Consider the following 25,785-nt stretch of genomic DNA (forward strand, 5'->3'; position numbering starts at 1 on the left):
GCCGGTTTCGCCTGCTGGCAGGTGTCGGCGGCCTTCAGTAGGGTGTTGGCCATGGATCAGGGAACGACCGAGCCGATCGTCCGAATCCAGAACTTCCGGATGGATTTCGGGCGAACCACCGTCATCCACGACCTCTCGTTCGATATTCGGGCGGGTGAGACGTTCGGATTTCTGGGCTCCAACGGATCGGGCAAGACGACCACCATCCGCGCGCTGCTGGGCATCTACCAGCCGACGGGCGGGGTGCTGCACATCGACGGGCGGCCGTTCTCACCCGAGCAGGGATCCCGCCTGGGCTACCTGCCGGAGGAGCGCGGGCTGTACAAGAAGGAGTCCGTCATCGACGTGATGACCTACTTCGGGCGGCTCAGGGGGCTCGGCAAGGCCGAGGCGAAGGGCTGGTCGCTGGAGTACCTCGAGCGCGTCGCCCTGGCCGACAAGGCGACGACTCGGCTCGACAAGCTGTCGGGCGGCCAGCAGCAGAAGGTGCAGCTCGGTGTGACGATCATGAACGGGCCCGAGCTGCTGATCCTCGACGAGCCGACCAAGGGGTTCGATCCGGTCAACCGTCGGCTGCTGATGGACATCATCGAGGAGCAGAAGCGGGCCGGGGCCACTGTGCTGATGGTGACGCACCAGATGGAGGAGGTCGAGCGGCTCTGCGACCGCGTGATCCTCCTGAAGAACGGCACCGCCGAGGCGTACGGCACGATCCCCGAGGTGCAAGACCAGTTCGGCGGCACTACGGTGCGGCTGCGCTACTCGGGCGACATCCCCGCGTCGGGCAAGTACGAGGTGACGCTGCGGGAGCGCAACTACGCCGAGCTCGCCGTGATGGAGGGCGTCGACGAGGCGGGGATCCTGCGCGATCTCATCGAGGCCGGGTTGACGGTGCGCGGGTTCGAGACGAGCAAGCTGAGCCTCGACGACATCTTCCTGAGGGTCTACGGCGAAGCCGCCGACGGGCATAGCAGCGAGGCCGCCTGATGGCGCGGCACAACCTCTCGACCGTCGTCTCGTTCGAGATCGGGCGCACGCTGTCGAAGCGGCGGTTCTGGATCACGACGCTCATCGTGCCCGTGATCATCGGCATCGTCGTCGCGCTGATCGTGGCCGCGAACTCGTCGACCGATTCGAGCGTGGCGTCGCAGAAAGACCAGAAGTTCTCGTTCTCGTACACCGACGCGTCGGGGATCGTCGACCCCGCGCTGGTGCAGAAGCTCGGCGGCAGGGAGGCCGCGTCGCCGACTGCCGCGATCGCCGCCGTCAAGAACGGGACGCTCGACGCGTACTTCTCGTACCCCGCTGATCCCGCGAAGCAGGCGACCGAGGTCTACGGCGTCGACACCGGGGTCTTCGACAACGGCAAATACAAGTCGGTGGCGACGCAGGTGCTGACTCTGAGCGCCCAGGAGAAGGTCGGCGACACCACGCTGACGAAGCTGGTGCAGGGCGACCTGCCGGTCGACGCGACGACCTACGATTCGGGCGGGCGGGTCTCGGCGGGCGTCGCCGGGGTGATCCCGCCGCTGCTGTTCCTCGCGATCTTCTACGTCGTGATCCTGCTGCTGGGCAACCAGATGCTGACCTCGACGCTGGAGGAGAAGGAGAACCGCGTCACGGAGATGATCCTGACGACGCTGAACCCGACGACGCTGATCATCGGCAAGGTGATCTCGCTGTTCGTCATCGGAATCGTGCAGATGCTCGTGTTCGCGCTGCCGGTCGTGATCGGGTACCTGTTCTTCCGCTCGTCACTCAACCTGCCGTCGTTCGATCTCGCGAACCTGCAGCTCGACCCGTGGCAGATGATCGTCGGCGCGCTGCTGCTGATCGGCGGCTTCACCCTGTTCACGGGCACGCTCGTCGCCGTCGGCGCCATCATGCCGACGGCCAAGGAGGCCGGCCAGATCTTCGGCATCATGATGGCGCTGATCTTCGTGCCGTTCTACGCGGTGACGCTCATCGTCAGCGATCCGAGCGCGTTCATCGTGCAGGTGTTCACGTGGTTCCCGTACTCGGCGCCGGTGACCGGCATGCTCCGCAACGGCTTCTCGTCGCTGTCGCCGGTCGAGGCGATCGGCCTGATCGTCGAGCAGTTCGTGCTCGGGATCATCGTGCTGCGGCTGGCCGTGCGGCTGTTCCAGTACGGGTCGGTCGAGTACTCGAAGAAGGTGTCGCTGTCGGTCCTGCGGTCGACGCGAAAAGCGTGACGCCGCTCGACCTGCTCGGCGAGTGGGCGTTCGACAGGATCATCGACGACCGGCTGACGGGGTCGCGGATGCCGGTGGTCGGGACGGCTGTGTTCACGGTGGGCCCCGACGGTGTCGACTGGGTCGAGACCGGAACGCTCGACGGGCCGACGGGGCCTGTGCCGGTGGCGCAGACGCGGCGAATCGTGGCCGACGAGAGCGGCTGGCGGGTCGAGTTCGCCGACGGACGACCGTTTCACCCGTGGCAGGTCGACGAGCCGCTCGTGCACGACTGCGCGCCCGACCTCTACCGCGGCCGCGTCGCCGGGCCTTCGCAGGGCGCCGATGCGGGGTCTTCGGCGGGCTCGGCGGGCTCGGCGGGCTCGGCTGACGCGTGGACGATGCGCTGGGCGGCCACCGGCCCCGCCAAGGACTACGTCGTCGACACGAGGTACGTGCGCGTGATTTCTGCGTAGAGTGCAATCACCCCCGAACAGGGGGTCCGCTTCGATCAGGGCGGAACGATCACACTCGAGGGACACCCATGCCACGTCGCAGGTCCATGACCACTGTCGCCGCCATCGCGGCACTCGCGCTGGGAGCGACGCTCGTCAGCGGCGCCTCCGCCTCCGGATACGCGCCGTCGCATCACGGACCGACGCATCACAGCGACAGCGCACTCTCGCCGCGCACCCAGTTCGTGATGGCAGCAGATGGCTCGAGCGGCGCGACGCAGGGCGGCGAGGGCATCCCCAACATCGACAGCGTGAAGTCGACCATCGCGAAGTACTACGGCGACACCGGCACGGGCATCGCCTCGAAGACGGCGTCCCCGTACATCAGCGAGATGGCGTCGATCGTGTCGTCCGAGAAGCGGGCGCTCCGCTCGCTCTACGCCTCGTCGAAGCGGCACCACCAGAAGCCCGCGATCGTCTTCGACGCTGACGACACCACTCTCATGACGTACGACATGGAGGTGGCCGACATGCACTTCACGTTCGACCCCGCCGAGCAGGACGTCTGGGTGCAAGACGAACGGTTCCCGGCGACGCCGTCCATGGTGTCGTTCGTCGCGGCGGCGAAGAAGATGGGCTTCGCCGTCTTCGGCCTCACCGGCCGCAACGACGACCAGAAGGCGGCCACCCTCGCGAACCTCACCAAGGTCGGCTACACGGGATTCACCGCCGACAGGTTCTACACGAAGTGGACCGGGACGGGATCGTCGCAGCAGCCCTCGTACGTGACCTGCGCGACAGCCAAGTGCACGACCGTCGAGTACAAGGCGCTCACCCGCAAGCACATCGAGAGCCTCGGCTACGACATCGCCCTCAATGTCGGCGACCAGTGGTCTGACCTCCAGGGCGGGTACGCCGACCGGATCCTGAAGCTGCCGAACCCCACCTACTACCTGCCGTCGGCCGACCTTCCCGGCGTCTCGGAGCCCCGGCTGGCGCCGCGGACCCGCTTCACGATGAAGGCGGACGGCTCCAGCGGCCTGACCCAGGGCGGCGAGGGCATCCCCAACATCGACAGCGTGAAGTCGACCATCGCGAAGTACTACGGCGACACCGGCACGGGCATCTCGAACAAGACCGCGTCGCCGTACATCAGCGAGATGGCGGCTCTGGTGAAGCGGGAGATCCCGAAGGTCGCGTCGGAATGCTACGCCGCCAGCGAGAAGGGCGAGAAGCCGGCGATCGTGCTCGACGCCGACGACACCACGCTGTGGACGTACGACATGGAGGTGGCCGACATGCACTTCACGTTCGACCCCGCCGAGCAGGACGTCTGGGTGCAAGACGAGCGCTTCCCCGCGACGCCGAAGATGACGACGCTCACCCAGGTGGCGCAGGCCGCCGGATGCACGCTGATCGGCCTCACCGGCCGCAACGACAACCAGAAGGCCGCCACGATCGCCAACCTCGCGAAGGTCGGCTACACCGGGTTCACCTCGGCGAACTACTACACGAAGTGGACCGGGGTCGGCTCGTCGCAGCAGCCGTCGTACGTCACGTGCGCCGCGGCCAAGTGCACGACGATCGAGTACAAGTCGCAGACCCGCGCTCACGTCGAGTCGAGCGCCGGCGGCGGGTACGACATCGTTGCGAATTACGGCGACCAGTTCAGCGACCTGATCGGCGGCCACGGCCGGGCGGTCAAGCTGCCGAACCCGACGTACTACCTCCCGTAGGCAGGAGCACGAGCGCAGCCCTGCCGAAGGCAGGAGCCCGGGTGCGGCCCATCGCACGTCGCGCCGTACCCCGGAAATCGCCTGGACGCCACCCGATGTAGGAGTCGAACTGTGTCATAACGTTCTCTCAGGGCAGCGATGCGCGCCGCCCGGAGAGACCGGGGGCCGGGATGCGTCGGAAGAGCGGCACGCGCACAACGAGATCGGCGACCATGGTCGCGTTGGCCCTGGGCCTGGGGGTGATCAGCCTGGGAGCGCTCATGGCCGTTCCGGCCCCCGCCGAAGCCGCGGCGACCACGCGGATCGGCAGCATCAGCCTCGCCGCCCGCGGTCCGGACTCACCCCTCTCGAGGTTCTTCGCGGACGGCAGCGGCCTTCAGCTGAACACGGCGACCACGAGCGCCGGTATCAGCATGGGCGGAGGTTCAGGCCGTGACCGCTTCGGCTTCTCGATCGTGCCGCCGAAGGGCGACTACCTCCGTCCTGGCACGTTCTACGCCCGGCCCACCGGCACGGACGAGCCCGATCCGGCTGTGCCGTCGTACACGGTGGCGGTCGGCTCGATCACGACCGAGGCGGACCGCGCGGACATCATCGACCTGGCGTCCGATGCGAGCGGTCGCATCACCCGGTTCGACGTCGTCCTCGAGGGGATCGGCGAGTTCCGCCTCGGGCAGGACGAGGGGACGTCCGTGTCGATCGGGATGCGCCACATGGTCTTCCCGATGACGGCGCCGGGCGCCCCCATCCGCATGACGCAGACGCTCCACAACCGAAGCGCCGTGGGTCTGGCGCTCGGCGCGAAGGCGTTCTCCGGTCTGTCGAGGTCGTCGTTCGACTTCGGGAAGAGCGGCTGCCCGGTCGTGCTCGCGGCCGGCGCCACCTGCCGGTTCGACGTCGTCTTCGACCCGACGAAGGGCGGGCCGGCGCAGGCGACCCTGTCGATCCCGATCGGCTCGAAGACGCAGAAGGTCGCCGTCTCCGGACAGGGCATGCTCGGCACGACGCGCCTCCAGACCACCGGCGACGTGGCAGGCACGACGGTCAACGCCGCTGCCGCCGACGTCATCTGGTTCCGCGCCAGCGGCTGGTCGTTCATCGGGGTGGAGCCGTACGCGGAGCTCGGTGCGCCCAACCGGGGCTCGCAGCTGTACACCGTCCAGCTGCGGTCGGACACCTTCGGCACGCCCCTGGCCGTGGGAGTCCACAACACGACCCCGTTCAACGCCCTCGACCGCAGCCAGTACGGCACCTACGTTTCCGTCGACAACCGCGGGCCCTGCAGCGACAGCGAGGAAGGCACAGAGACGGTGCGCTCGTTCGCGGTCGACGACCGCGATCTTCCGACCGTCGCGGACGTCGAATTCGACCTGGCGTGCACGCCGGGTGCCGGCGGTCACCGCATCTCGGGTCGCTTCCAGTACCAGGCTCGAGACGACCTCACGCCGCCCGCCGCACCCACGGGGCTCGCGATCTCCGGCTCGAGGGCCACCTGGAAAGTGTCGAAATCTAGCGACGCGGTCGCCAGCGTGGCTCGGCTCGTCCAGGGCAACGGTGCGCGCGTAGGACCGAACAGCGGTATCTCGCTCTCGGCTGGCACTGCGACCAGCACCACCCTGCCGACCCTGAGGACGGGCGTCCGCTACACGATCGCGCTGTTCGCGGTCGACCGGGCCGGCAATGTCAGCCTTGCCGCAAAGAAGTCTCTCGGGACGGCGGCGCCCGTCGTCCGGGTACCCGGCGCCCCCGTAGTCCTCTCGGCGGCGAGCGGCAAGGGCAAGGTCACCGTCCATTTCAGGCCTCCCGCCTCCACGGGCGGATCGCCCATCACCCAGTACGTGGTGACGACCTCGGGCGGTCGGTCGGCGACGGGGACGCACAGCCCCATCGTGATCTCGGGCCTGCGGCACGACGCGAGCGTCTCGCTCAGCATGGTCGCTTACAACGCCGCCGGTCGCGGGGCGCAGGCATACATCGGCGTGCGGCATCCGAGCTAGAGCGCCCGGGCAGGAGTCCTCAGCTGACCGGGAACGGGGCCCCGTCGACAAGGGCCGGGCGCAGGAACTATCGAGCTCCAGTGAGCCTCGGCAGTCCGGGGCCGATGCTCGCCGCGCGGCCCCTCCAGCTGCCGAACCCGACGTACTACCTGCCGTGAGCGAGGACGCCCGAGTGGAGCTCCGGGCGTACCTCCCCGAGGATGCCGCCGCCACGCTCGCCGTGTTCCGGCGGGCAATCCGCGTGACGGCGGCGGGCGACTACACGCCGGCGCAGATCGAGGCGTGGGCGTCGGACGACATCGACGGCGGCGACTGGGCGGCCAGACGGCTGGCCTCCGCCACCGTCGTCGCCGTGGCGGAGGGCCGCGTCGTAGGGTTCAGCGATGTCGACGATTCCGGCTGCATCGACATGCTCTTCGTCGACCCCGCCGTGGCCCGACGGGGAGTCGCCTCCCGGCTGCTCGAGTCGCTCGGCGACGGCCCCCGGTCGGTGCACGCCAGCCGCACGGCGCGCCCGTTCTTCGAGCGGCATGGCTTCGTCGTCGTCGCCGAGGGGCGGCCGATCACCCGCGGCGTGGAGCTCGTGAACTACGTGATGGAGCGCCCCGCCGTCGACAACTCAGGCTCGATGCCGGGCGACGGCCCCCTCGCCCGCCGACCCCGACGACGACAGCTCGCACCGAACCTGAGTTCTCGACGGGCACCCGGCGCCGCTCCCGCCCGGCCCCGGTGAAGCCCCGACAACTCAGGCCCGGTGCACGCGCCGCCGCCCCATCCGGGGCCGCCGGCGCGGATCCGGCGCACCGGGCCTGAATTGCCGAGGCGGCTGCGCTAGACCGCCTTCTCCTGGATCCCCCACGGCGACCCGTACCCCTCGGGCGCCGGAGCGGCGAGCAGCGACAGGAACGGCCGCGCGTCGAACGCCTCCGGCCCGAGCACGCCGGCGCCGCTCCACACCCCCGCGGCCAGCAGCTCGAGCGCGATGACCGGGTTGATGGCAGTCTGCCAGACGACGGCCTGCGACGAGTACTCGGCCATCGTCTGCTCGTTGTCGACGACGTGGTAGAGGTAGGTGGAGCGCGGCTGGCCGTCCTTGCCGGTGCCTCGGACCCAGACGCCGGCGCAGGTCTTGCCCGACATTCTGTCGCCGAGGGTGGCCGGGTCGGGCAGGGCTGCGGCCACGACGTCGCGGGGCGACACCTCGACGCCCTTGACCGTCAGCGGCTTCGTCGAGTCCAGGCCGAGCTTGTGAAGGGTCTTCAGCACCTCGATGAACTCGTCGCCCAGGCCGTACTTGAAGGTCACGCGCTTGGCCTTCGTCCAGCGCGGCATGAGGAGCACCTCCTCGTGCTCGACGTTGACGCACTCGACCGGTCCGATGCCCTCGGGGAAGTCGAACACCTCGGGCTCCGAGAACGGCGCAGTCGTGTACCAGCCCCTGCCCTCCTCGAACACGACGGGCGGGTTGAGGCACTCCTCGATGGTGGTCCAGATCGAGAACGACGGCGCGAAGTCGTAGCCCTCGACGACGAGGTTGGCGCCGTCGCGCACGCCGAGCTCGTCGATCTCGTCGAAGAGCTCGTCTTCGGCGTAGCGGGCGAAGACGTCTGACAGGCCCGGTTCGACGCCGATTCCGACGAGCGCCAGCGATCCTGCGTCCGTCCAGGCCGAGGCGACGGCGAACTGGTCGTCTCCGAGCTTGACGCCGGTCTCGGTGTGCGGGTCGGTGGGGTGCGGGCTGGAGAGGCTCATCGCCATGTCGAGGTAGGTCGCACCGGCCTCGAAGCAGCCGTTGAAGATCGGCATGACGAAGCGCGGGTCGACGGCGTTCAGCACGTGGGTGATGCCGTGCGCGCGGATGAGCTCGGCGACCGACGACGCCGACGACGCGTCGACCTGGGCCGCGACGAGCCGCGGGTCGCCGACAGCCTCGACGAGCGAGGCCGGTCGGGCGGGGTCGTAGTCGGCGACGACGAGAGTGTCGAAGAAGTCGCGGCGGACGGCGATGCGCACGGCGGCGGAGCCGACGCCACCGGCGCCGACGATGAGGATCTTCATGGGGAGCTACTTCTCTGTGGGGGATGTCGGACCCGTGTGGCGGGTCCCGCGGATGGGCTTGCCGGTCTCGGCGTCGATGGCGATGGCGCCGGTCGGGAGGTTCGAGAGGTCCTGCGCGACCACGGTCGGGAAGTACCCGGAGTCGGGCATCCCGAAGTTGGCGACGACGCCCTCGCCCGGCGCGAGCACGTAGTCGGCGCGCTTGGTCAGGGTCTGGCCGCGGAAGAAGTCGGGCTTCCGCCATCGCCAGATCAGCATGAGCACGACCCCGACGAGAAGTCCGCCGACGCCGACGACCGCCTGGGCGCCGATCCCGAAGATGGTGATCGGCTTCTTGTCGGCGTCGGTCAGCCAGTCGGGCGCCGCGAAGGCGTAGACGCCGTAGACGAAGACGGCCAGAAGCATGACTCCGCCCAAGAAGGGGAAGATGCCGCGCATGATGATGTTGCGCGGCGACGAGAACAGCGTCTTTCGGTAGAACCACACGCAGGCGAAGCCGGTGAGGCCGTAGTAGAAGGCGATCATCAGGCCGATCGACCCGATCAGGGCGCTGAGCAGATTGACGCTGATGAGGGTGAAGATCAGGTAGAAGGCTACGGACGCGACGCCCATGCCGACGGTCGACCAGGTCGGCGTCAGGAACTTCGGGTGGATGCGCGCGAACTGCGCTGGGAGGGCCTTGTAGACGGCCATCGACAGGGAGGTGCGAGCCGTCGGCAGGATCGTCGTCTGGGTCGAGGCCGACGCGCTCGTGAGGATCGAGAAGCCGAGCAGGGCCATCAGGATGCTGCCCACGACGCCGCCGCCGAACAGGGTGGGGCCGACCGATGAGAAGACGTCGAGCGCGTTGTCCTCGTTCGCGAGGCCGATGCCCTTGTCGCCGACTCCGGCGAAAGCGATCGTGGCGACCGCGACGAGCACGTAGGTGACGAGCAGCAGCACGGTCGAGATGATCGCGGCGCGGCCGGGGGTCTTCTCCGGGTCCTTCGTCTCCTCGTTGATGGAGACGGCCGTGTCCCATCCCCAGTAGATGAAGATGGCGGTGAGCATGGCCGGAGCGATGGTGCCAGGGCCGAGGGTGAACGGGTTGAGCCAGTCGAGCGACGGCGTCAGCGAGTACGACTCGGCGTTGCCCGTGTAGACCTTCACGAGCGCGAACACCGCGAAGAAGATCAGGATGACGACTTCGAACGCGAGCAGAAAGTACTGGAGGCGGGCCGAGACCTCGATGCCGCGGTAGCAGATGTATGTCATGATCACGATCCAGGCGATGCCCGCCGCGGTCGACCAGAAGACGTTGGTCGACAGGGCCGCGACAGCCGGCAGCCCGAAGCTGCCGACGAACGTGAACGAGTACGAGCCGGCGATCGAGGCGAGGTTCGCCATGACGATCACGTCGGCCACGATGATTCCCCAGCCGCCCATCCATCCGGTGATCGGCCCGAACGCTCGCGAGGCCCACGTGAAGGTGGTGCCGCAGTCCGGCTCCGCCTTGTTGAGCTCCTGATAGGCGACGGCGATCAGGTACATCGGGATGAACGCCAGCAGGATGATGCCTGGCGCGTGCACGCCCGCCACGAGCGTCCCGCCGATGACGATGTATCCGAGGCTCGCCGCCAGGCTGTAAGCCGGGGCGGTGGAGGCGACACCCACGACGACGCTCGAGACCAGCCCGAGTGAGCCCTCTTTCAGGCCTTTGGTGTCGACAGGTTGAGTGGTCGTCGCCACTGACGGTGCGGTCATCGTTTCTCCATCACGGTGCGTGAACAGCGAAGGGAAGAGCAGTTGGCCAACCCAATCGTTTCGGCCCGCGAAGCGTCAATGCCGTTCCGTCGCACAATGCGAAGGCCGGCTGCCAGATCGGCAACCGGCCCCGCACGGGCGTCGACCGCTACTCGACGGTCACGTCGACCGTCGCCGGCACGCCTGACTTCACGCCGGTCGCGATCACCGGGTAGGTGCCGGCCGTCGCCTTCTTCGGCACGGTGCCGCTGAGCACGAACGCGCCCGTGGCCGTGGCGGTCGTCGTCTTGGCCAGCTTGAGGCCCGAGACCGTCAGCTTCACCCGCTCACCGGGGGCGAAGCCCGCTCCGCGCACGGTCACGATCCCGCCGGGCGTGGTCGCCCGAGCGGTCAGGGTCGGCGCGTAGGCGACCGTGGCCTTCGCGATGACTGCCTTGAGCGTCGTGGTGGCGCTGCCCGTGCCGTCGTCGGCGGTGACGGTCACCGTGTAGGTGCCGGGGGCGGCGTAGGTGTGGGAGCCCGTGACCGTTCCGTCGGCGATCGTCGCATCGGCCGTCGCGGAGCCGTCGCCCCAGTTCACGGTGGCGGCGTAGCTCTCCGCGGCACCTCCCGCGACGGTGGCGAGCGTCTGCTTCACGCTCACCCCGGCTCGCGCCTGGATCGAGGCTCCCGCCTTGACGCTGAGCGCAGGAACTGCCTCCCGGGTCCCGTCCGTCGCGACCGCAAACACGTGGATCCGGCCCGTGCTCGTGACCGCACCCGTCTGCACCGGCAGCGTCAGCGACACGGCCTTCTTACCCTCCGGCAGGGTGAACGGCGCCGTGGCGTAGATCGCCGCGACGGCGTCGTCGCCCGGGGCACCGCCGTCGTAGCGTCCCTTCGAGGTGGCGACAACCGTGTTGCCGAACTGCGGCTTCGCCGCCGCGGCGGTCCAGTCGCCGAACTGGATGGGCATGTCGGCCGTCGAGCCGTCGTCGAAGGTCAGCGTGCCGACGGTGTCCTGCGCCTTCTCGTTGGCCGTGCCGATCACCGACAGCTGCGTCACGTCGTCGCCCAGCGAGAGGGGGATGACCTGGCCGGCGCCGGTGGCGTTGTCGGCCTGGCCCGGCGCGACGTCGGGCAGGTCGAAGGTGAGCGCAGTTCCTGCGACCTCGTTCGTCTCGCCCTGCACGAAGCCGGACTCGGCGAGCGACGCAGCCGAGAAGGCGTTGCCGAGGCCGTCGCAGTTGCCGCCGTGCCCGTCGGTCGCCAGGCAGGTGCTGTCGTAGGCGCCGGTGAGGCTGGGTGCCGTGCGCGAGACCGTGACGGTGGCGGTCGTCGACGCCATGCGGGTGCCGTCGGTCGCGGTGACGAGGACGGAGTACGCGCCGGGCTTCGCGAACTCGTGCGAGGCGGCGATGTCGTACGAGCCGAGCTTCGACTTCGTCAGTGTGGCCGTCTGCGGGCCCTTTCCGTCGAGGAAGTCGACGGTGGCCGTCGAGGTCGCGGCGGTCGAGCCCGCGACGGATGCGACGGGCCCGTCGAAACGGCCGACCTCCGTCTTCGCGGACGCCTTCGGCGACACGGTGTAGCCGGCCTGGGTGGCCGTCGTGTCGGTCAGAAGCTCGACCTCGGAGAGCGTCGGCGCCGCTCCCGTCGTCGTTCCCGTGACGGTGAGGCGGTAGTGCGACAGAGCGCGGGGCTTCGCGATCTCGAACGGCCGCGTCTGCGTCTGCCACGGCCAGGTCTGCGCCGAGCGCTTGTCGACCGTCACCCACGTCTTGCCGTCGGAGGAGCCCTCGAGCTTCCACGACGTCGGGGAGTCGCCGTCGGCGCCGTTCGTCAGCGTGTACGAGTCGACCGTCGCCGGCCCCTCGTCGGAGTCGAACGTGATCGCCGGGTCGGACGTCGCGAACTCGACCGACGAGCGCGAGTTGTCGTCGGTGAGGGCCGTGACGTCGACGCCGTCGTTCGACGTGACCGTGCCGGAGCCCGCGGCGTCGACGAGCGGGACAGGCGTCGGCTCGGCCGGAGCGCTGCCCGCACCCCAGTTCGACGGGGTGGCGCTCATGTCGAATCGGAGTGCGCCGCCCTTCGCGACGAGAGCGGACGACAGCGTCGCGCTGGAGAGCGCCTTGCCGTTCAGCGTCGCCCCCTTGACGTAGACGTTCTTGGCCGAGTTGGCGGGAGCGTCGATCGTGAGGCGGTTGCCGCCGATCGGGCTGACCACGGCGTGCGTGAACAGCGGCGAGCCGATCTCGTACGAGTCGGACGCCAGTGCCAGCGGATAGAAGCCGAGCGCCGAGAACAGGAACCACGACGACATCTCGCCGTTGTCCTCGTCGCCGGGGTAGCCCTGGCCGATGTCGCTGCCGACGAACAGGCGCCGGGTGATCTCGCGGACTGCGGCCTGCGTCTTCGACGGCGCACCGGCGGCGGCGTAGAGGTAGGGGATGTGGTGCGAGGGCTGGTTGCTCATGCCGAGCTGTCCCATGCGGACGTCGCGGGCTTCGAGCATCTCGTGGATCGTTCCGCCGTAGCCGCCGGGCTTGTCGGCCTTCTCGGGCGTCGCGAAGAACTCGTCGAGCTTCTTCACGAGACCGGCGTCGCCACCGTAGAGCGAGGCCAGGCCCTGCACGTCGAACGGCGCGTGGAAGGCGAAGTTCCAGCCGTCGGTCTCGGTGTAGGCACCGCCCCACGAGCCGGGGTCGTAGTCTTTCGCGGCCTGCTGGAAGCTGCCGTCGGCGTTCTTCGCCTGGAAGAAGCCGATGGACGGGTCGAACAGCTCGACGTAGTGCTTCGCCTGCTCGAGGAAGTACGTCGACTCCTCGCGCAGCTGCGGCTTGCGGGCCGCCGGGACGGCCGGGTCTTTCGCGAGCTTCGCGGCCATCCGGCCGATCCCGTAGTCGTTGATGTAGCCCTCGAGCGCCCACGACACCGACTCGCCGGTGGACGACGGGGTGTAGCCCAGGAAGATGCTCGTATCGAGCCCCTTCCGCCCGGTGCCCGAGTTCGGCGACAGCACGGTGGCGTTCTTGAGCGCGGCGTCGTAGGCCGACAGGGCGTCCTTCGTCGAGGCTCCCTTGAGGTAGGCGTCGGCGAACGCGACATCGGACGACGTGCCCGTCATGAGGTCGGCGTAGCCGGGGCTCGACCAGCGCGCGATCCACCCGGCGTCCTTGTACTGCTGCACGAAGCCGTCCATCAGCTCGCCCGCGAGCTTCGGGTAGAGCATCGAGTAGGCGGGCCAGGCGGTGCGGTAGGTGTCCCAAAAGCCGTTGTTGACGTAGACCTTGCCGGGCTTGACGACGGCGTTGGTCGTGGTCGCCGTGGCGTCGCCGACGGTGGCGGCGACCGGGCTGGCGTACTTGTACACGGGCTTCGCGACCGTGCCGGTGTTCTCGAACTGCGAGTTCGGGTACATGTTGAGGCGGTACAGGCTGCCGTAGGTGGTGGCCAGCTGGTCTGTCGTCGCGCCGCCGAGCGTGATCACCGAGAGCCGGTCGTTCCAGGCCTTCTGCGCCGCGGCGTGGACCCTGGCAAACGACTTGCTGCCGACCTCCTGCTGCAGGTTCCTCGAGGCCTGGGCCGCCGAGATGAACGAGGTGGCGACGCGCAGCACGACGGACTTGTCGCTCGACGTGTCGAAGCGGGCGTACTTCGCCGAGGTGCGGTCGCCGGCGGCTGCTCCGGAGGCGAGGGGGGCCCGGTCGAACCTGCCGCTGACGAACATGCGCGAGGCGCCGGCCGAGAGGCCGGACCCGCCGTCGACCCAGCCGCTCACGGTGCCGTCGTCAGCGACGGTGAGTCCGGACGTTCCTACGACCCGATCGACCAGGACGCTGCCCGTCGACCCGGTGAAACCGAACCGCATGACAGCGGCATGGTCGGTGGGGGTCACCTCGGCCGTGATGCCGTCGGTGAACTTCACCGAGTACAGGTCGGGGCGGGCCGTCTCGTCGTCGTGGCTGAACTCGAGCGCGCGGGTCTTCAGCGTCGCGTCGGGGGTGCCGGTCTGCGCGGACGGGAGGAAGGCGAGCTGGTTGCGGTCGCCCATCCACGGGCTCGGCTCGTGCGAGACGCCGATGCCCTGGAGCGTGGGCAGGTTCTTCGCGTCGTTGGTCGAGGCGTAGTCGTAGAGCCAGGTCTGCGACGAGGCGTCGGTCATCGGCGTCCAGAAGTTGAAGCCGTTGGGCACGGCTGCCGCCGGGAAGTTGTTGCCGCGCGAGAAGCTCCCCGACGAGTTGGTGCCGCGGCGGGTGTCGACGTAGCTGACGAGGCCCGCGCCGGTGGCCGCCTTCGGGGCGTTCGCCACCGCGATGTCGTCGACCCACCCGGCGAACTCGGTCTTCGACGTTCCTGCCGGGTTCGAGTAGCTGAGCAGCACCTTCGTGACCGTCTTGCCGGCGAGCGAGCCGAGATCGATCTTCACGGAGTTCCACTGGTCGGCGTAGAGGATCTTCGACGTGCCCTGCGCTGCGGCCGAGATGCCGTCGCCGTGGCCGTCGACGAGGCCGTACGACGCGTCGCTCACGCGCGTGCCGTCGCTCAGCTCGAGGTCGACGGAGACGTAGGTGGCGGGGTACTGCAGGTCGGCGCCCAGCTCCGGGAAGACCTTGTAGCTGAGCTGGGTGCGTGTTCCGAGCCTGAGCGACTGGTCGGCGAAGAGCACCGTCGTGCCATTGGCCGCCGCTGCCGACTGCGAGCCGCCGTACGAGAGCGAGCGCGTGCCCGTGAAGCCGGCGCCGGACTTCATGTTGGGGCCTTCCGTCGGGCCGGCACCGGTCTTCGCCGCGAAGTCGGCGAGGTGGGTCGGGGTGCCGATCGGGGTCGGCGTCGGCTGCGCGTCGCCCGTCTCGAACGATGTGTGGAAGTCGGCGGCGGGTTTCGGGGTCGTGGTGGCGGGGGCTGCCATGGCGAGCGACCCTCCGCTCACGACCAGGGCCAGCGCGGTCACGGCTACGGCCGCGGCTCTCAAGGGCGAATTGGACGTCATCGTCGTGTGTCTCCGTGTGATCGGCGGATGCGACTCGACTGCCCTGGTTATGACAGCGTTGTCACGGTCCTCTAGTTCTACCCCCGTTCGGGTGGCACGTCAAGGGCGGGTGCGAGGGCGCGGCGAAACGCGCTACAGCGACCCGACAGGCAGCGCCAGCGAGATCTCGAGCGTGCGGCGCATCAGCTCGGCCCGCTCGGCGGCGGTGCGGTAGCCGACGAGCGAGTAGGCGGTCGTCGAGTCGATGAGGGCCAGGAACTGCATGGCCACGAGATCCGGGGCGACGTCGGCGAACTGGCCTGCGGCGATCCCCGCCTCGACGACGCGGGCGATGGTGTCGTTCCAGCCCTCCATGTTCGTGCGGGCGGCGGCCGCGAGCGGCGCATTGTGGCGGCCGAGGCTCCACGCATCCGCCCACACGGAGTTGTAGTCGTCGTGGGTGTCTTGCAAGAGCGACTCGACGAGCATGGTGAGGGTCTCGAGCGGTGAGGCGCCCGCGGCGATGGAGCGGTCGATGTCGGCGGCGGCGGCCAGGAGCTCGTCGGTGGCGAGCACCTCGAAGGTGCGCGCGATGAGGGCGCTCATCGAGGGCTCGTGCTGGGCGACGTCACCGGGCGAGACGCCGGCGGTCGCGGCGAGACGCCGGAGGGTGATCCCGGAGAGCCCGGACGTGAAGGCGATCTGCCTGGCGGCAGCATCGATGGCGGAGCGGCCGTCAGAGCTGCCCCCCGACAGCTGAGTGGTGGTCGACATGGGCATGATTCTAAAGTCACGGCGCCGGCCTCCCCCACCCCCAGTCGGTGTGCGACCCGTCTGCGGGTCGTGCGGAATAGTGGCCGCCGCCAGGCGTTGACCAGTAACATGCGTATGCATAGAAAAGGGGATCCCATGGCCACCGCCACCAATCCAGACCGCATCCTGCCCGAGATCGACCCGTCGACGATCGAGCTCGGCCTCGACACCTTCGGCGACGTCACCGAGAAGCCCGGGTCGACCGACCTCGTGTCGCATGCCCAGGCGATCCGCGACCTGGTCGACCAGGCCGTCCTGGCCGACGAGGTCGGCATCGACTTCATCGGGGTCGGCGAGCACCACCGCATCGACTTCGCCGTCTCCGCCCCCGAGGTCGTGCTCGGCGCCATCGCGGCCCGCACGAAGCGCATCCGCCTCGGGTCTGCCGTCACGGTGCTGTCGTCCGACGACCCGGTCCGCGTCTTCGAGCGCTTCTCGACCGTCGACGCCCTGTCGATCGGGCGTGCCGAGGTCATCCTGGGACGCGGCTCGTTCACCGAGTCGTTCCCCCTCTTCGGCCTCGACCTCGCCGACTACGAGGCGCTCTTCGAGGAGAAGATCGAGCTCTTCGCCGAGCTGCTCAAAGACGCCCCGGTCAGCTGGTCCGGCACCAAGCGCGGCGCCCTCCACGAGCAGTGGGTCTACCCGCGGCCCGAGAGCGGCACGATCACGACCTGGGTCGGCGTCGGAGGCTCACCGCAGTCGGTGATCCGCGCCGCGCACTACGGCCTGCCGCTCTTCCTCGCGATCATCGGCGGCAGCCCTGCCCAGTTCGCTCCGTACGCCGACCTCTACCGACGCGCGCTCGTCGAGTTCGGCCGGGCGCCGCAGCCGATCGCCATGCACTCCCCCGGCTTCATCGCCGCGACCGACGACGAGGCCCTCGACACGCTGTATCCGTACCAGTCGGCCCAGACGGCGCAGCTCGGCCGGGAGCGCGGCTGGCCGCCGCCCACGCGCGAGCAGTACCTTCAGCAGGCCGCCCCGGACGGCGCGCTCTACGTCGGCTCGCCCGAGACGGTCGCCCGCAAGATCGCGCACAACATGCGCCTGCTCGGAGCCACCCGCTTCGACATGCGCTACAGCATGGGCACCCTCCCGCACCCCGACATGATGAAGAGCATCGAGCTGTACGGCCGCGAGGTCGCGCCGATGGTGCGCGAGCTGATGGCGTCGCCCGTCCCGGCCTAGCCTTTCGCGGGCGCAGGAACTCGCCGCCCCGCCGATTCGGCCCCGCCCCGCTTGACCGGCACCGCTCCCCCGCCGATTCGGCTCAGGCCCGCCTCTGTTCGGGCGGGTCCGTGCCGTTTCGACGGGACCCACTCCGTGCCGCCTCCGCGGGACCCACTCCGTGCCGCCTCCGCGGGACCCACTCCGTGCCGCCTCGGCGGACCTACTCCGTCGAGGCGACCGGACGCCGCCGGCGCACGGCGGCCGCCCCGAGCACGGCGCACGCGACGATGCCGACGACGCCGAGCACCACGCCGCCCTGCTGCTGGTCGGCGACGGGGGCCGAGCCCCACGTGCGCCCCATCGCCCCGAACCAGGAGGCCAGGCGGAGTCCGGGCGAGACGCTGAGCACGGCGCCGACGGCGAGCACGGCGGCTCCCACGAGAGCGGCGAGCGAGACTCGCACACCGAAGCCCGCCCGCAGCGGCACGGGATCGACGCCGACCAGCGCCTGCACGAACAGCCAGCCCGAGAGCAGCAGCCCGAGCACGAGCGAGAAGTGGCCGAGCTCGGTCGAGACGGTCCAGCGGAGCAGCGGCCATACGGCGGCCCACAGGCCCAGCGCGAGGAGCGGCCCGCCGACGAACGGGTGGGTCAGGCGAGCGGCGACCCTGGACTGCACGACGAGCAGCGTCCACTCGCGGGGTCCACGGCTGCCGTCGGTCCGCTTCGCCATGGCGCGCAGAGCGAGGGTCCACGGGGCGGCGGGCACGAGCAGGGCCGGCACGACGAGCCCGACCAGCACGATCTGCAGGAGGTGCGCGCTAATCAGGTAGCGGTCGTAGACGTTGACCGCACCGCTCGTCGCGTACGCGAGCACGAGCAGGCCGACGCCCCAGCAGATCGTGCGCTGCAGCGGCCAGGTCTCGCCCCGGCGGCGCAGCCGGATCACGCCGGTGAGGTAGAACGCGAACAGGAAGACCACCCCGAGCAGCCACACCAGGTCGACGTTCCACGCCGTGAGCCACGCCCCGGGCGTGAACGGACCGGGCAGCTTCCCGTCGGTCAGCACCTCGGCGGGCGTCAGGTCGGCCGTGTCGGCGGCCGCCGTCTGCGCGACGGGCGTCTCGGTGCGCGAGAGCGCGGCCGCGATGCCCGAGGCGGAACCGAGAAACGCGATCTCGGCGGCGACGAACCACCAGAACGGCCCCCGGGCCAGGGCGCGGTCGGCCATCCGCCCGACGACGACGCGCCGGTGCACCACGCCGAAGAGACCGAGGACGACGAGCGCCACCGACTTCGCGACGACGAGGAGCCCGTAGGCGGAGCCGAGCTCCGACCATCCGCCGATCCGGATCTGCGCGCTGACCACTCCCGAGACTGCGACGATGACGAAGCAGACGAGCGCGATGGACGAGTACCGTCCGAGGACGGTCGCGAGCCGTCGCTCGAGCACGGACCGCAGCAGCACCAGCGCGAGCAGGCCGCCGAGCCAGACGGCCGCCCCCTCGACGTGGATGCCCAGCGCCGTGACGGCGGCGGCGTGCGATGCGGTGCCGGCGGCATGTCCCTGCTGGGCGATCGGGATCAGCCCTGCCGCCGCGACGACGGCGACGACGAAGACGGCCGTGACCCCGCGGACGGCGAAGCAGAGCACTGTCACGAGCGCGGCGATCAGAGTCGACACGAGCCAGGCGAGGCCGAGATCGGTACCGGTCAGGAAGAACGCGAGCGACTGGCCGAACTTCTCGTCGAGCGTCACCTGCACGTTCGCGACGCTGAGGAACGTGAAGAAGCCGGTCGCTGCCGAGGCGATCGTCCAGAAGAGGGCGCCGGCCGACGCGATGTCGAGAGCCCGCCCCCACTCCGGCCGATCGGCGCTGAGGCAGAAGCAGGCGACGGCCAGCGTGCCGATGGTCAGCGACGCCCCGATCTCAGAGAGGAACGTGGCGATCGGCAGACCGAAGCGGACGGTCGCACCCGGGTCGGCGAGCGCGAGCGGAGCCGCGGCGCCGCCGGCCTGGAGGGCGATGATGAGGGAGGCGAGCCCCACGACGATCAACAGTGCCGGCGCGGCGAGACGAGAGAGGCGGGGCACCGCATAAGCCTAACCGGGCGCAAATGAAGGGGCGGATCACGACCTGAGTCGTGATCCGCCCCTTCGAACGGTGCTGATGTCTACCGGTGCTGATGTCTACTTGACGGAAGCCTTGAGCTTCGAGCCGGCGCTGACCTTGACACTGTCGCTGGCGGCGATCTCGAGAGCCTCGCCGGTCTGCGGGTTGCGGCCGGTGCGAGCGGCGCGGTGCGTCTTCTCGAACGCGATCCATCCGGGGATGGTGACCTTCGTGCCGTCGGCGACGTTCTTGGAGACGACGGCGAAGAGAGCGTCGACGACGCCGCTCACTGCGGCCTGGCTCTGGCCGGACTCAGCGGCGACAGCTGCAACGAGCTCGGTGCGGTTCAGTGACTTGTCAGCCATTATTTGTCCTCCTCGGACACGATTCGAAAGCACATGCTTATTTGGCGCCCGCCGCGTAAACGGCGGTCGGCGGCCCTACACGGGCAAAACCCCTGTAGAACCGCCTCAGAACCTACCAGGAAGACTTCGTGATGCCCGGCAATTCGCCTCGGTGAGCCATTTCGCGGAAGCGCACACGGCTGATGCCGAACTCCTTGAGGTGGCCACGGGGACGACCGTCGATAGCGTCGCGATTGCGGACGCGGACGGGCGAAGCGTTGCGGGGCAGCTTCTGCAGGCCGACGCGGGCAGCCTCGCGGCTCTCGTCGGTGCCGTTCGGATCGATGAGAGCCTTCTTGAGCTCGAGACGCTTCGCAGCGTAGCGAGCGACGATCACCTTGCGCTGGTTGTTCTTCGCAACCATGCTCTTCTTGGCCATGTTTAGCGCTCCTCGCGGAATTCGACGTGCTTGCGGATGACCGGGTCGTACTTCTTGAGCACGAGGCGGTCGGGGTTGTTACGACGGTTCTTCTTGGTCACGTACGTGAAGCCGGTGCCCGCCGTCGAGCGGAGCTTGATGATCGGACGAACGTCCTGGGACTTGGCCATTAGATCTTCTCCCCACGAGCAAGGATGTCCTTGACGACCTTCTCGATGCCACGGGCATCGATGACCTTGATGCCCTTGGCGCTGAGCGTCAGGGTCACGTTACGTCGCAGCGACGGCACGTAGTAGGTCTTCTTCTGGACGTTCGGGTCGAAACGGCGCTTGGTGCGTCGGTGCGAGTGCGAGATGTTGTGTCCGAAGCCGGGAACGGCTCCAGTCACCTGGCAGGTTGCTGCCATGGTTATTCCTCCGTAGATACCGTAGGAGCCCGCCTCTTCTTACGGAGACTGGCCCTACCCAAGGTCACTTGTCGGCACGCGTCGTCCACTCCGCCAGGGCGGAAAGGCGTGGATTCGGCATACGTGAGCGCAGATAGCACTCAACCAAAGAGCAAGCTTAGACGACACGCCCGCGTGTGAACAAGTCCTGAAGGCAAGCTCAGCCTGAAGGCAAGCTCAGCCGGCAGGCAAGCTCAGCCGGCAGACTCAGCCGGCACCCGGCACCGAGCAGGCGGCGCACAGCCCGAACACGTCGACGACGTGGTTCGCCTGCGTGAAGCCGTGCTCGGCGGCGACGGCTCGCGCCCAGGTCTCGACCGGGTCGGCGGAGATCTCGACGGTGGTGCCGCAGTTCCGGCAGATGAGGTGGTGATGGTGGGCTCCCGTGGAGCAGGAGCGGTAGAGGCTCTCGCCGTCTTGCTGCAGGCTGTCGACCTCGCCCTCGCCCTCGAGCGAGGCGAGCGCCCGGTAGACGGTGGCGAGCCCGATCGCCGACCCGCCGTCGCGCAGCTGCGAGTAGAGCACCTGCGCGCTCACGAAGCCGCTCTTCTCATGCAGCGCCTCGCGGACGGCCTCGCGCTGCCAGGTCTGCCGCTTCATGCGGCGACCTTCTCTCGGGACGGTGCGGGAGCCCCGGGTTCCTGCGCCCGCCCGCCCCTGCCGCGGGCGGAGCGCCGGCCCCCCACGATGCGGCAGACCAGCCAGATCGCGAACGAGATGGTCGTGACGTAGGGCGAGATCGGCAGGCCGCCGCCGAGGGCCAGGAGGATTCCGCCGACGACGCTGGTGACGGCGAAGACGACGCTGAGGATCGGCACCCAGAGCGGCGCGACCGTCAGGCGCAGCGCGGCCGCCGCCGGGGTGACGAGAAGAGAGAGGACGAGCAGTGCGCCGACGATCTGCACCGAGACCGCGACCGCAAGGCCGAGCGCGAGCATGAAGACGATCGACAGGCCGCGGACAGGGACGCCGGCTGCGGCCGCCACGTCGGGGTCGACGCTCGCGAACGTCAGGGGGCGCCAGACGATGAACAGCGTCACGACGACGACCGCCGAGATGCCGAGCAGCCAGCCGAGCTGCGGGTTGTCGACCGACACGATCTGGCCCGTCAGCAGGCCGAACTTGTTGGCGGCGCGGCCCTGGTAGAGGGCGAGCGAGAGGATCCCCAGGCCGAGGCCGAACGGCATCAGCACGGCGATGATCGAGTTGCGCTCGCGGGCGCGGTTGCCCAGGAGGCCGATGATGAGGGCCGCCAGCACGCTGCCGACCACCGACCCGGTGACGACGTTGACGCCGACGAGCAGGGCGATGGAGGCGCCGGCGAACGAGAGCTCGCTGATGCCGTGCACTGCGAACGGCAGGTTGCGTGTGATCACGAACGGGCCGATCAGGCCGCCGACGACGCCGAGCACCGCGCCCGCGATGATCGAGTTGCGCACGAGCACGACGAGCTCGCCGAAGTTCTCGAACGACAGGATGTGAGTGAGCACGTCGAGGTTCATCGCACCGGGCCTTCGGGGTCGAGGTCGTCGGCGTGGTCGACGTGGTGGTCGTGATCGTGCGCCTCGCTGCCCCCGACGATCACGATGCGCCCCATCGTGCGCACCACGTCGACGGGCGTGCCGTAAAGATCGGAGAGGACGTCGGCCTGCAGCACCTCGTCGGGCGTGCCGATGGTGAAGCGCCCGCCGGCGATGTAGACGACGCGGTCGACCGCGTCGAGGATCGGGTTGACGTCGTGCGTCACGAAGACGACGGCGGCACCCGTGGTGCGACGCTGCTGGTCGATCAGCTCGGTGACACCGCGCTGGTGGCGCAGGTCGAGCGAGATGAGGGGCTCGTCGCACAGCAGCAGCGCCGGGTCGGAGGCCAGCGCCTGGCCCACGCGAGCCCGCTGCTGCTCGCCGCCCGACAGCGACGCCACCGGGGCCATCGCGAACGACGTCGCGCCGACCTGCTCCACGAGCGAGTCGACCCGGGCCTTCTCGGCCCTGGTCTCGCGGCCCAGGCCGAAGCGGTGGCCCGTGATCCCGAGGGCGATCATGTCGCGCGTCCGCAGCGGCGTGCCCGACTCCATCAGCCTCTGCTGGGGAATGTAGCCGATGCGGCGGTGGCCTCGACGAACCGGACGGCGCAGGAACTCGATCTCGCCGCCCGACAGCGCCTGCTGGCCGAGTACCGCCTTGAGCAGCGTCGTCTTGCCCGCCCCGTTCGGACCGAGAACCGCGATGAACTCACCCGGCGCCACATCGAGGTCGAGGTTCGCCCACAGCTCGCGGTCGCCGAAGCGCATGGCTGCGCCGCGGAGACGGAGGACGGGCTCGGCGCTCACTTGCTCAGGACGGCCTTCGCGAGAGCGGCCTTGACCGCGTCGATGTTCGCCTGCTGCCACGCCTGGTAGTCGTCGCCATTCGGCAGCGTCTCGGTCACCGGGACGACCGGGATGCCGGCGGTCTCCGCGGCCTTCTGCACCTGCGAGGTCTCCGGGCTGGAGGCCTGCTCGTTGTACGCGAGGAGTGCGACCTTCTTCTGCGTCATCAGCTTCAGCGTGTCGTTCAGCGCGGAGGGAGCGACGTCGTCGCCCTCCTCCACGGCCTCGGAGAACGCCGACGGCGTGACGTTCGTCAGGCCGATCGCGTCGAAGAGGTAGCCGGGCACCGGCTCGGTGTACGACACGTCGTCGCCCGCGTAGGTCTTCTTCAGCGCGGCCGTCTGGGCCTCGAGCTTCGACATCGAGGCGCTGAACGTGACCGCGTTGTCGAAGAAGAGCTTCGAGTTGTCGGGGTCGGCTACCGAGAGGTCGGTGGCGATGCGGTTCGCCAGCTTCGCCATCGTCGCGTAGTCGTAGAAGACGTGCTCGTTGAGCTCGCCGCCGGTCGCGGTGAAGCCGGAGACCTCGACGGCGTTGATGAGGGTCGCCTTGCTGCTGGTCGAGTCGCGCATCGTGTCGACGTAGTCGTCGTAGCCGCCGCCGTTCTCGATGATCAGCTGCGCCTTCGAGATGGCGAGCTGCGTCTGCGCGTCGGCCTCGAACCCGTGCGGGTCTTGGTTGGGGTTCGACAGGATGCTCGTGACCGAGACGTGGTCGCCGCCGATCTGCGAGGCGATGTCGCCGTAGACGTTGGTCGAGGCGACGACGAGGACCTTCTCGTCGGACGAGGTCGAGGCGGAGGGCGTCGAGGACGAGCAGCCGGCCAGGGTCAGCGCGGCCACGACGGCCGTGGCTGCGGCGAGGAGGGGGTACTTCACGGAGGAATCCATCTAAGGGCGGCGCGGAGGGAGGAGGACGGGTGCCGCCCTGAGGCCCGACCGGGATCGACGCTATCGCTAAACGATAATCATTGTCAAAAGCAGTGGTACCGCGGTGCCTGAGCGCGGAACCGGGGGGCGATCCTGCGCGGCTCGGCCCTGCGTACGCTGGCATCATGTCGACCCCCGCGCCCGCAGACGACCTGCTGCTGCCGCGCCCGCCGGGGCTCTTTCGTCGGCTTCTCGCGCGACCCTCCCTGCTTGTCGACGCCGTCGTGGCCCTGCCGGTGCTCGGCATCGAGTACCTCGACGCGCTCAGCGGCGACGGTCTCGGGTTCCAGGGTGATCTGCTGCTGCACGGCACCTGGCCGCTCGTGCTGATCGGCTGCGCCGGACTCCTGCTCCGGCGCCGCCAGCCGCTCGTCGCCCTGGCCGTCATCGCGGCGTTCGGCGTGACCCTGACCCTCCTGGGCCAGCCCTACCTCCTCGTCGCGGCCTCGTTCGCGGTCTACGCGGCGGCCGTCTACCGCTCACCGCGGCTGGCCTGGCTGGGCCTGGCCGGCACGGTGGTCCTCTTCATCGCCGCCACGAGCGCGGCGCACCTGATCATGCACGACCGCTCCTTCTGGTCGGGATTGCAGGGGACCATCGGCCTCACCCTCTTCCTGGCCATCGCGGCCCTCATCGGCGTCAACATCGGCGACCGCAAGCGCTACCTCGACGCTCTCCTCGAGCGCGCCGCGCAACTGGCCCGCGAGCGCGACCAGCAGGGCCAGCTCGCCGCCGCCGCCGAGCGCTCTCGGATCGCCCGCGAGATGCACGACGTCGTCGCGCACAGCCTCTCGGTCGTCGTGCGCCTCGCTGACGGCGCCGACGCGATCGCCGACGCCGACCCTGAGAAGTCGCGCGAGACGGTGCGCCAGATCGGCGAGGTCGGACGGGAGTCGCTTCGCGACATGCGCCGCCTCCTCGGAGTGCTCCGCGACGACTCCTCGGCTGAGCTGGCACCGCAGCCGTCGCTCGACGAGCTCGACCGGCTGATCGAGACGTACCGCAGCGCAGGGCTGCCGGTCGCCGTCCAGCGCACCGGAGACGCGCCCTCCGACGTCGCCCTCCAGGTGGCCGTCTACCGCGCCGTCCAGGAGTCGCTCACCAACGCCCTGCGCTACGCGACCGAGCCCTCGCGCGTACTGGTCCAGCTCGCCTTCGAGCCCGAGTCGTCGACGGTCGACGTCACCGACGACGGCATCTTCGTCGGCGCCAAGCCGTCCGTCGGCACCGGCAGCGGCCTCGTCGGCCTGCGCGAGCGGGCCGCCGTGTTCGGAGGGACCGTCGAAGCCGGTTCGACTCGCTGGGACGGCGCCGGCTGGCGGGTCCGCATGACTCTTCACCACCCTCGAGAGGACTCCCCATGACCGACACGACCCTCCTCCTCGTCGACGACCAGGACCTCCTCCGCGCCGGCATGGCGATGGTGCTCGGCGCGGCCGAGGGGCTCCGTGTCGTCGGCGAGGCCACGAACGGCGCCGAGGCCGTCGAGCGCGCCGCCGCGCTCTCGCCCGACGTCGTGCTCATGGACGTCCGCATGCCCGGCATGGACGGCATCGAGGCGACGAAGCGGATCACCGAGGCCGCCCCGGAGACGCGGGTCGTCATCCTCACCACGTTCGACCTCGACGAGTACGCATTCGGCGGCCTGAATGCGGGCGCCAGCGGGTTCCTGCTGAAAGACGCCCCCGCCGCCGACCTCGTCCAGGCGATCCGCACCGTCGCCGCGGGCGAGGCCATCGTGTCGCCGCGAATCACGCAGCGGATGCTCGAGATGTACCGCGGCAAGCTGCCCTCGCAGGCTGCTGCGACCGACGCCGACTCGCCGCTGTCCGAGCGTGAGCACGAGGTGCTGGTCGCGATCGGCCGCGGATTGTCGAACACGGAGATCGCCGCCGAGCTCTTCCTGTCGGAGTCGACGGTGAAGACGCACGTCGGGCGCATCCTGTCGAAGCTCGAGCTCCGCGACCGCGTCCAGGCCGTCATCTACGCGTACCACCGCGGCCTCGTCTGAGTGGTACCAGG

The 25,785-nt window shown here is 69.4% G+C and carries 22 protein-coding genes; 9 read left to right on the plus strand and 13 right to left on the minus strand.

Going from position 1 to position 25,785, the window contains the following annotated elements; translation table 11 throughout:
- The first annotated feature begins 51 nt into the window (after positions 1-51).
- From AC07TY_RS16000 to AC07TY_RS16025, 6 genes are all read left to right on the plus strand, one after another.
- Entirely contained in the window at positions 52-987 is a 936-nt protein-coding gene (locus AC07TY_RS16000) for an ABC transporter ATP-binding protein (protein ID WP_494785967.1), read from the plus strand.
- A complete protein-coding gene (locus tag AC07TY_RS16005) occupies positions 987-2,213 on the plus strand; it encodes an ABC transporter permease (RefSeq protein WP_494785968.1) in 1,227 nt (408 codons plus the stop codon). The genes AC07TY_RS16000 and AC07TY_RS16005 overlap by 1 nt, the downstream gene beginning before the upstream one ends.
- Positions 2,210-2,668 (plus strand): DUF6314 family protein, encoded by a 459-nt coding sequence (locus AC07TY_RS16010; RefSeq protein ID WP_494785969.1) that lies wholly within the window; start codon positions 2,210-2,212, stop codon positions 2,666-2,668. The genes AC07TY_RS16005 and AC07TY_RS16010 overlap by 4 nt, the downstream gene beginning before the upstream one ends.
- Before the next feature lie 68 nt (positions 2,669-2,736).
- Entirely contained in the window at positions 2,737-4,383 is a 1,647-nt protein-coding gene (locus tag AC07TY_RS16015) for an HAD family acid phosphatase (protein ID WP_494785970.1), read from the plus strand.
- A gap of 260 nt (positions 4,384-4,643) precedes the next feature.
- Positions 4,644-6,380, plus strand: a complete 1,737-nt coding sequence (locus tag AC07TY_RS16020) for a hypothetical protein (protein ID WP_494785971.1) — start codon at positions 4,644-4,646, stop codon at positions 6,378-6,380.
- Positions 6,381-6,534: 154 nt separating this feature from the next.
- Positions 6,535-7,113, plus strand: a complete 579-nt coding sequence (locus AC07TY_RS16025) for a GNAT family N-acetyltransferase (protein ID WP_494785972.1) — start codon at positions 6,535-6,537, stop codon at positions 7,111-7,113.
- 98 nt (positions 7,114-7,211) lie between these two features.
- Here the strand turns inward: AC07TY_RS16025 and AC07TY_RS16030 are convergent, their stop codons facing one another.
- The 4 genes from AC07TY_RS16030 to AC07TY_RS16045 all read right to left on the minus strand — a co-directional run bounded on the left by AC07TY_RS16030 (position 7,212) and on the right by AC07TY_RS16045 (position 15,909).
- Complete coding sequence (locus tag AC07TY_RS16030; RefSeq protein ID WP_494785973.1) at positions 7,212-8,438, minus strand: saccharopine dehydrogenase family protein; 1,227 nt, start codon at positions 8,436-8,438, stop codon at positions 7,212-7,214.
- 6 nt (positions 8,439-8,444) lie between these two features.
- Positions 8,445-10,181 (minus strand): APC family permease, encoded by a 1,737-nt coding sequence (locus tag AC07TY_RS16035; RefSeq protein ID WP_494785974.1) that lies wholly within the window; start codon positions 10,179-10,181, stop codon positions 8,445-8,447.
- A gap of 148 nt (positions 10,182-10,329) precedes the next feature.
- A complete protein-coding gene (locus AC07TY_RS16040) occupies positions 10,330-15,156 on the minus strand; it encodes a GH92 family glycosyl hydrolase (RefSeq protein ID WP_494785975.1) in 4,827 nt (1,608 codons plus the stop codon).
- Positions 15,157-15,288: 132 nt separating this feature from the next.
- Positions 15,289-15,909 (minus strand): TetR family transcriptional regulator C-terminal domain-containing protein, encoded by a 621-nt coding sequence (locus AC07TY_RS16045; protein WP_488625043.1) that lies wholly within the window; start codon positions 15,907-15,909, stop codon positions 15,289-15,291.
- A 135-nt stretch (positions 15,910-16,044) separates the two neighbouring features.
- Between AC07TY_RS16045 and AC07TY_RS16050 the strand changes: the two genes are divergently transcribed.
- Positions 16,045-17,139, plus strand: coding sequence for an LLM class flavin-dependent oxidoreductase (locus AC07TY_RS16050; RefSeq protein WP_494785976.1), 1,095 nt, complete (start codon positions 16,045-16,047; stop codon positions 17,137-17,139).
- Between the two features lie 202 nt (positions 17,140-17,341).
- Here AC07TY_RS16050 and AC07TY_RS16055 read toward each other — a convergent pair whose 3' ends face one another.
- From AC07TY_RS16055 to AC07TY_RS16095, 9 genes are all read right to left on the minus strand, one after another.
- The gene (locus AC07TY_RS16055) at positions 17,342-19,216 is read right to left on the minus strand and encodes a bifunctional copper resistance protein CopD/cytochrome c oxidase assembly protein (protein WP_494785977.1); all 1,875 of its coding nucleotides are present in this window, start codon (positions 19,214-19,216) and stop codon (positions 17,342-17,344) included.
- A gap of 96 nt (positions 19,217-19,312) precedes the next feature.
- A complete protein-coding gene (locus AC07TY_RS16060; RefSeq protein ID WP_123505790.1) occupies positions 19,313-19,600 on the minus strand; it encodes an HU family DNA-binding protein in 288 nt (95 codons plus the stop codon).
- A gap of 112 nt (positions 19,601-19,712) precedes the next feature.
- A complete protein-coding gene (rpsN, locus tag AC07TY_RS16065) occupies positions 19,713-20,018 on the minus strand; it encodes a 30S ribosomal protein S14 (protein WP_123505791.1) in 306 nt (101 codons plus the stop codon).
- Positions 20,019-20,020: 2 nt separating this feature from the next.
- Positions 20,021-20,188 carry a 50S ribosomal protein L33 gene (rpmG, locus tag AC07TY_RS16070; protein WP_055961458.1) on the minus strand — a complete coding sequence of 56 codons (168 nt, stop codon included), beginning with the start codon at positions 20,186-20,188 and terminating at the stop codon, positions 20,021-20,023.
- Complete coding sequence (gene rpmB, locus AC07TY_RS16075; protein ID WP_123505792.1) at positions 20,188-20,424, minus strand: 50S ribosomal protein L28; 237 nt, start codon at positions 20,422-20,424, stop codon at positions 20,188-20,190. The genes rpmG and rpmB overlap by 1 nt, the downstream gene beginning before the upstream one ends.
- 246 nt (positions 20,425-20,670) lie before the next feature.
- Positions 20,671-21,063, minus strand: a complete 393-nt coding sequence (locus tag AC07TY_RS16080; RefSeq protein ID WP_123505793.1) for a Fur family transcriptional regulator — start codon at positions 21,061-21,063, stop codon at positions 20,671-20,673.
- Positions 21,060-21,965, minus strand: coding sequence for a metal ABC transporter permease (locus AC07TY_RS16085; protein ID WP_494785978.1), 906 nt, complete (start codon positions 21,963-21,965; stop codon positions 21,060-21,062). The genes AC07TY_RS16080 and AC07TY_RS16085 overlap by 4 nt, the downstream gene beginning before the upstream one ends.
- Positions 21,962-22,795 (minus strand): metal ABC transporter ATP-binding protein, encoded by an 834-nt coding sequence (locus AC07TY_RS16090; protein WP_494785979.1) that lies wholly within the window; start codon positions 22,793-22,795, stop codon positions 21,962-21,964. The genes AC07TY_RS16085 and AC07TY_RS16090 overlap by 4 nt, the downstream gene beginning before the upstream one ends.
- Entirely contained in the window at positions 22,792-23,712 is a 921-nt protein-coding gene (locus tag AC07TY_RS16095; RefSeq protein WP_494785980.1) for a metal ABC transporter solute-binding protein, Zn/Mn family, read from the minus strand. The genes AC07TY_RS16090 and AC07TY_RS16095 overlap by 4 nt, the downstream gene beginning before the upstream one ends.
- A 176-nt stretch (positions 23,713-23,888) precedes the next feature.
- Between AC07TY_RS16095 and AC07TY_RS16100 the strand changes: the two genes are divergently transcribed.
- Together AC07TY_RS16100 and AC07TY_RS16105 are read left to right on the plus strand one after the other, a co-directional pair.
- Positions 23,889-25,127: a sensor histidine kinase gene (locus AC07TY_RS16100; protein ID WP_488625049.1), complete on the plus strand. Its 1,239-nt coding sequence runs from the start codon at positions 23,889-23,891 to the stop codon at positions 25,125-25,127.
- Positions 25,124-25,774: a response regulator gene (locus AC07TY_RS16105; RefSeq protein WP_494785981.1), complete on the plus strand. Its 651-nt coding sequence runs from the start codon at positions 25,124-25,126 to the stop codon at positions 25,772-25,774. Before AC07TY_RS16100 ends, AC07TY_RS16105 begins: the two co-directional genes overlap by 4 nt.
- The last annotated feature ends 11 nt before the right edge of the window (positions 25,775-25,785 follow it).

This window comes from Frondihabitans sp. GW821-FHT04F02 (genome assembly GCF_059420045.1).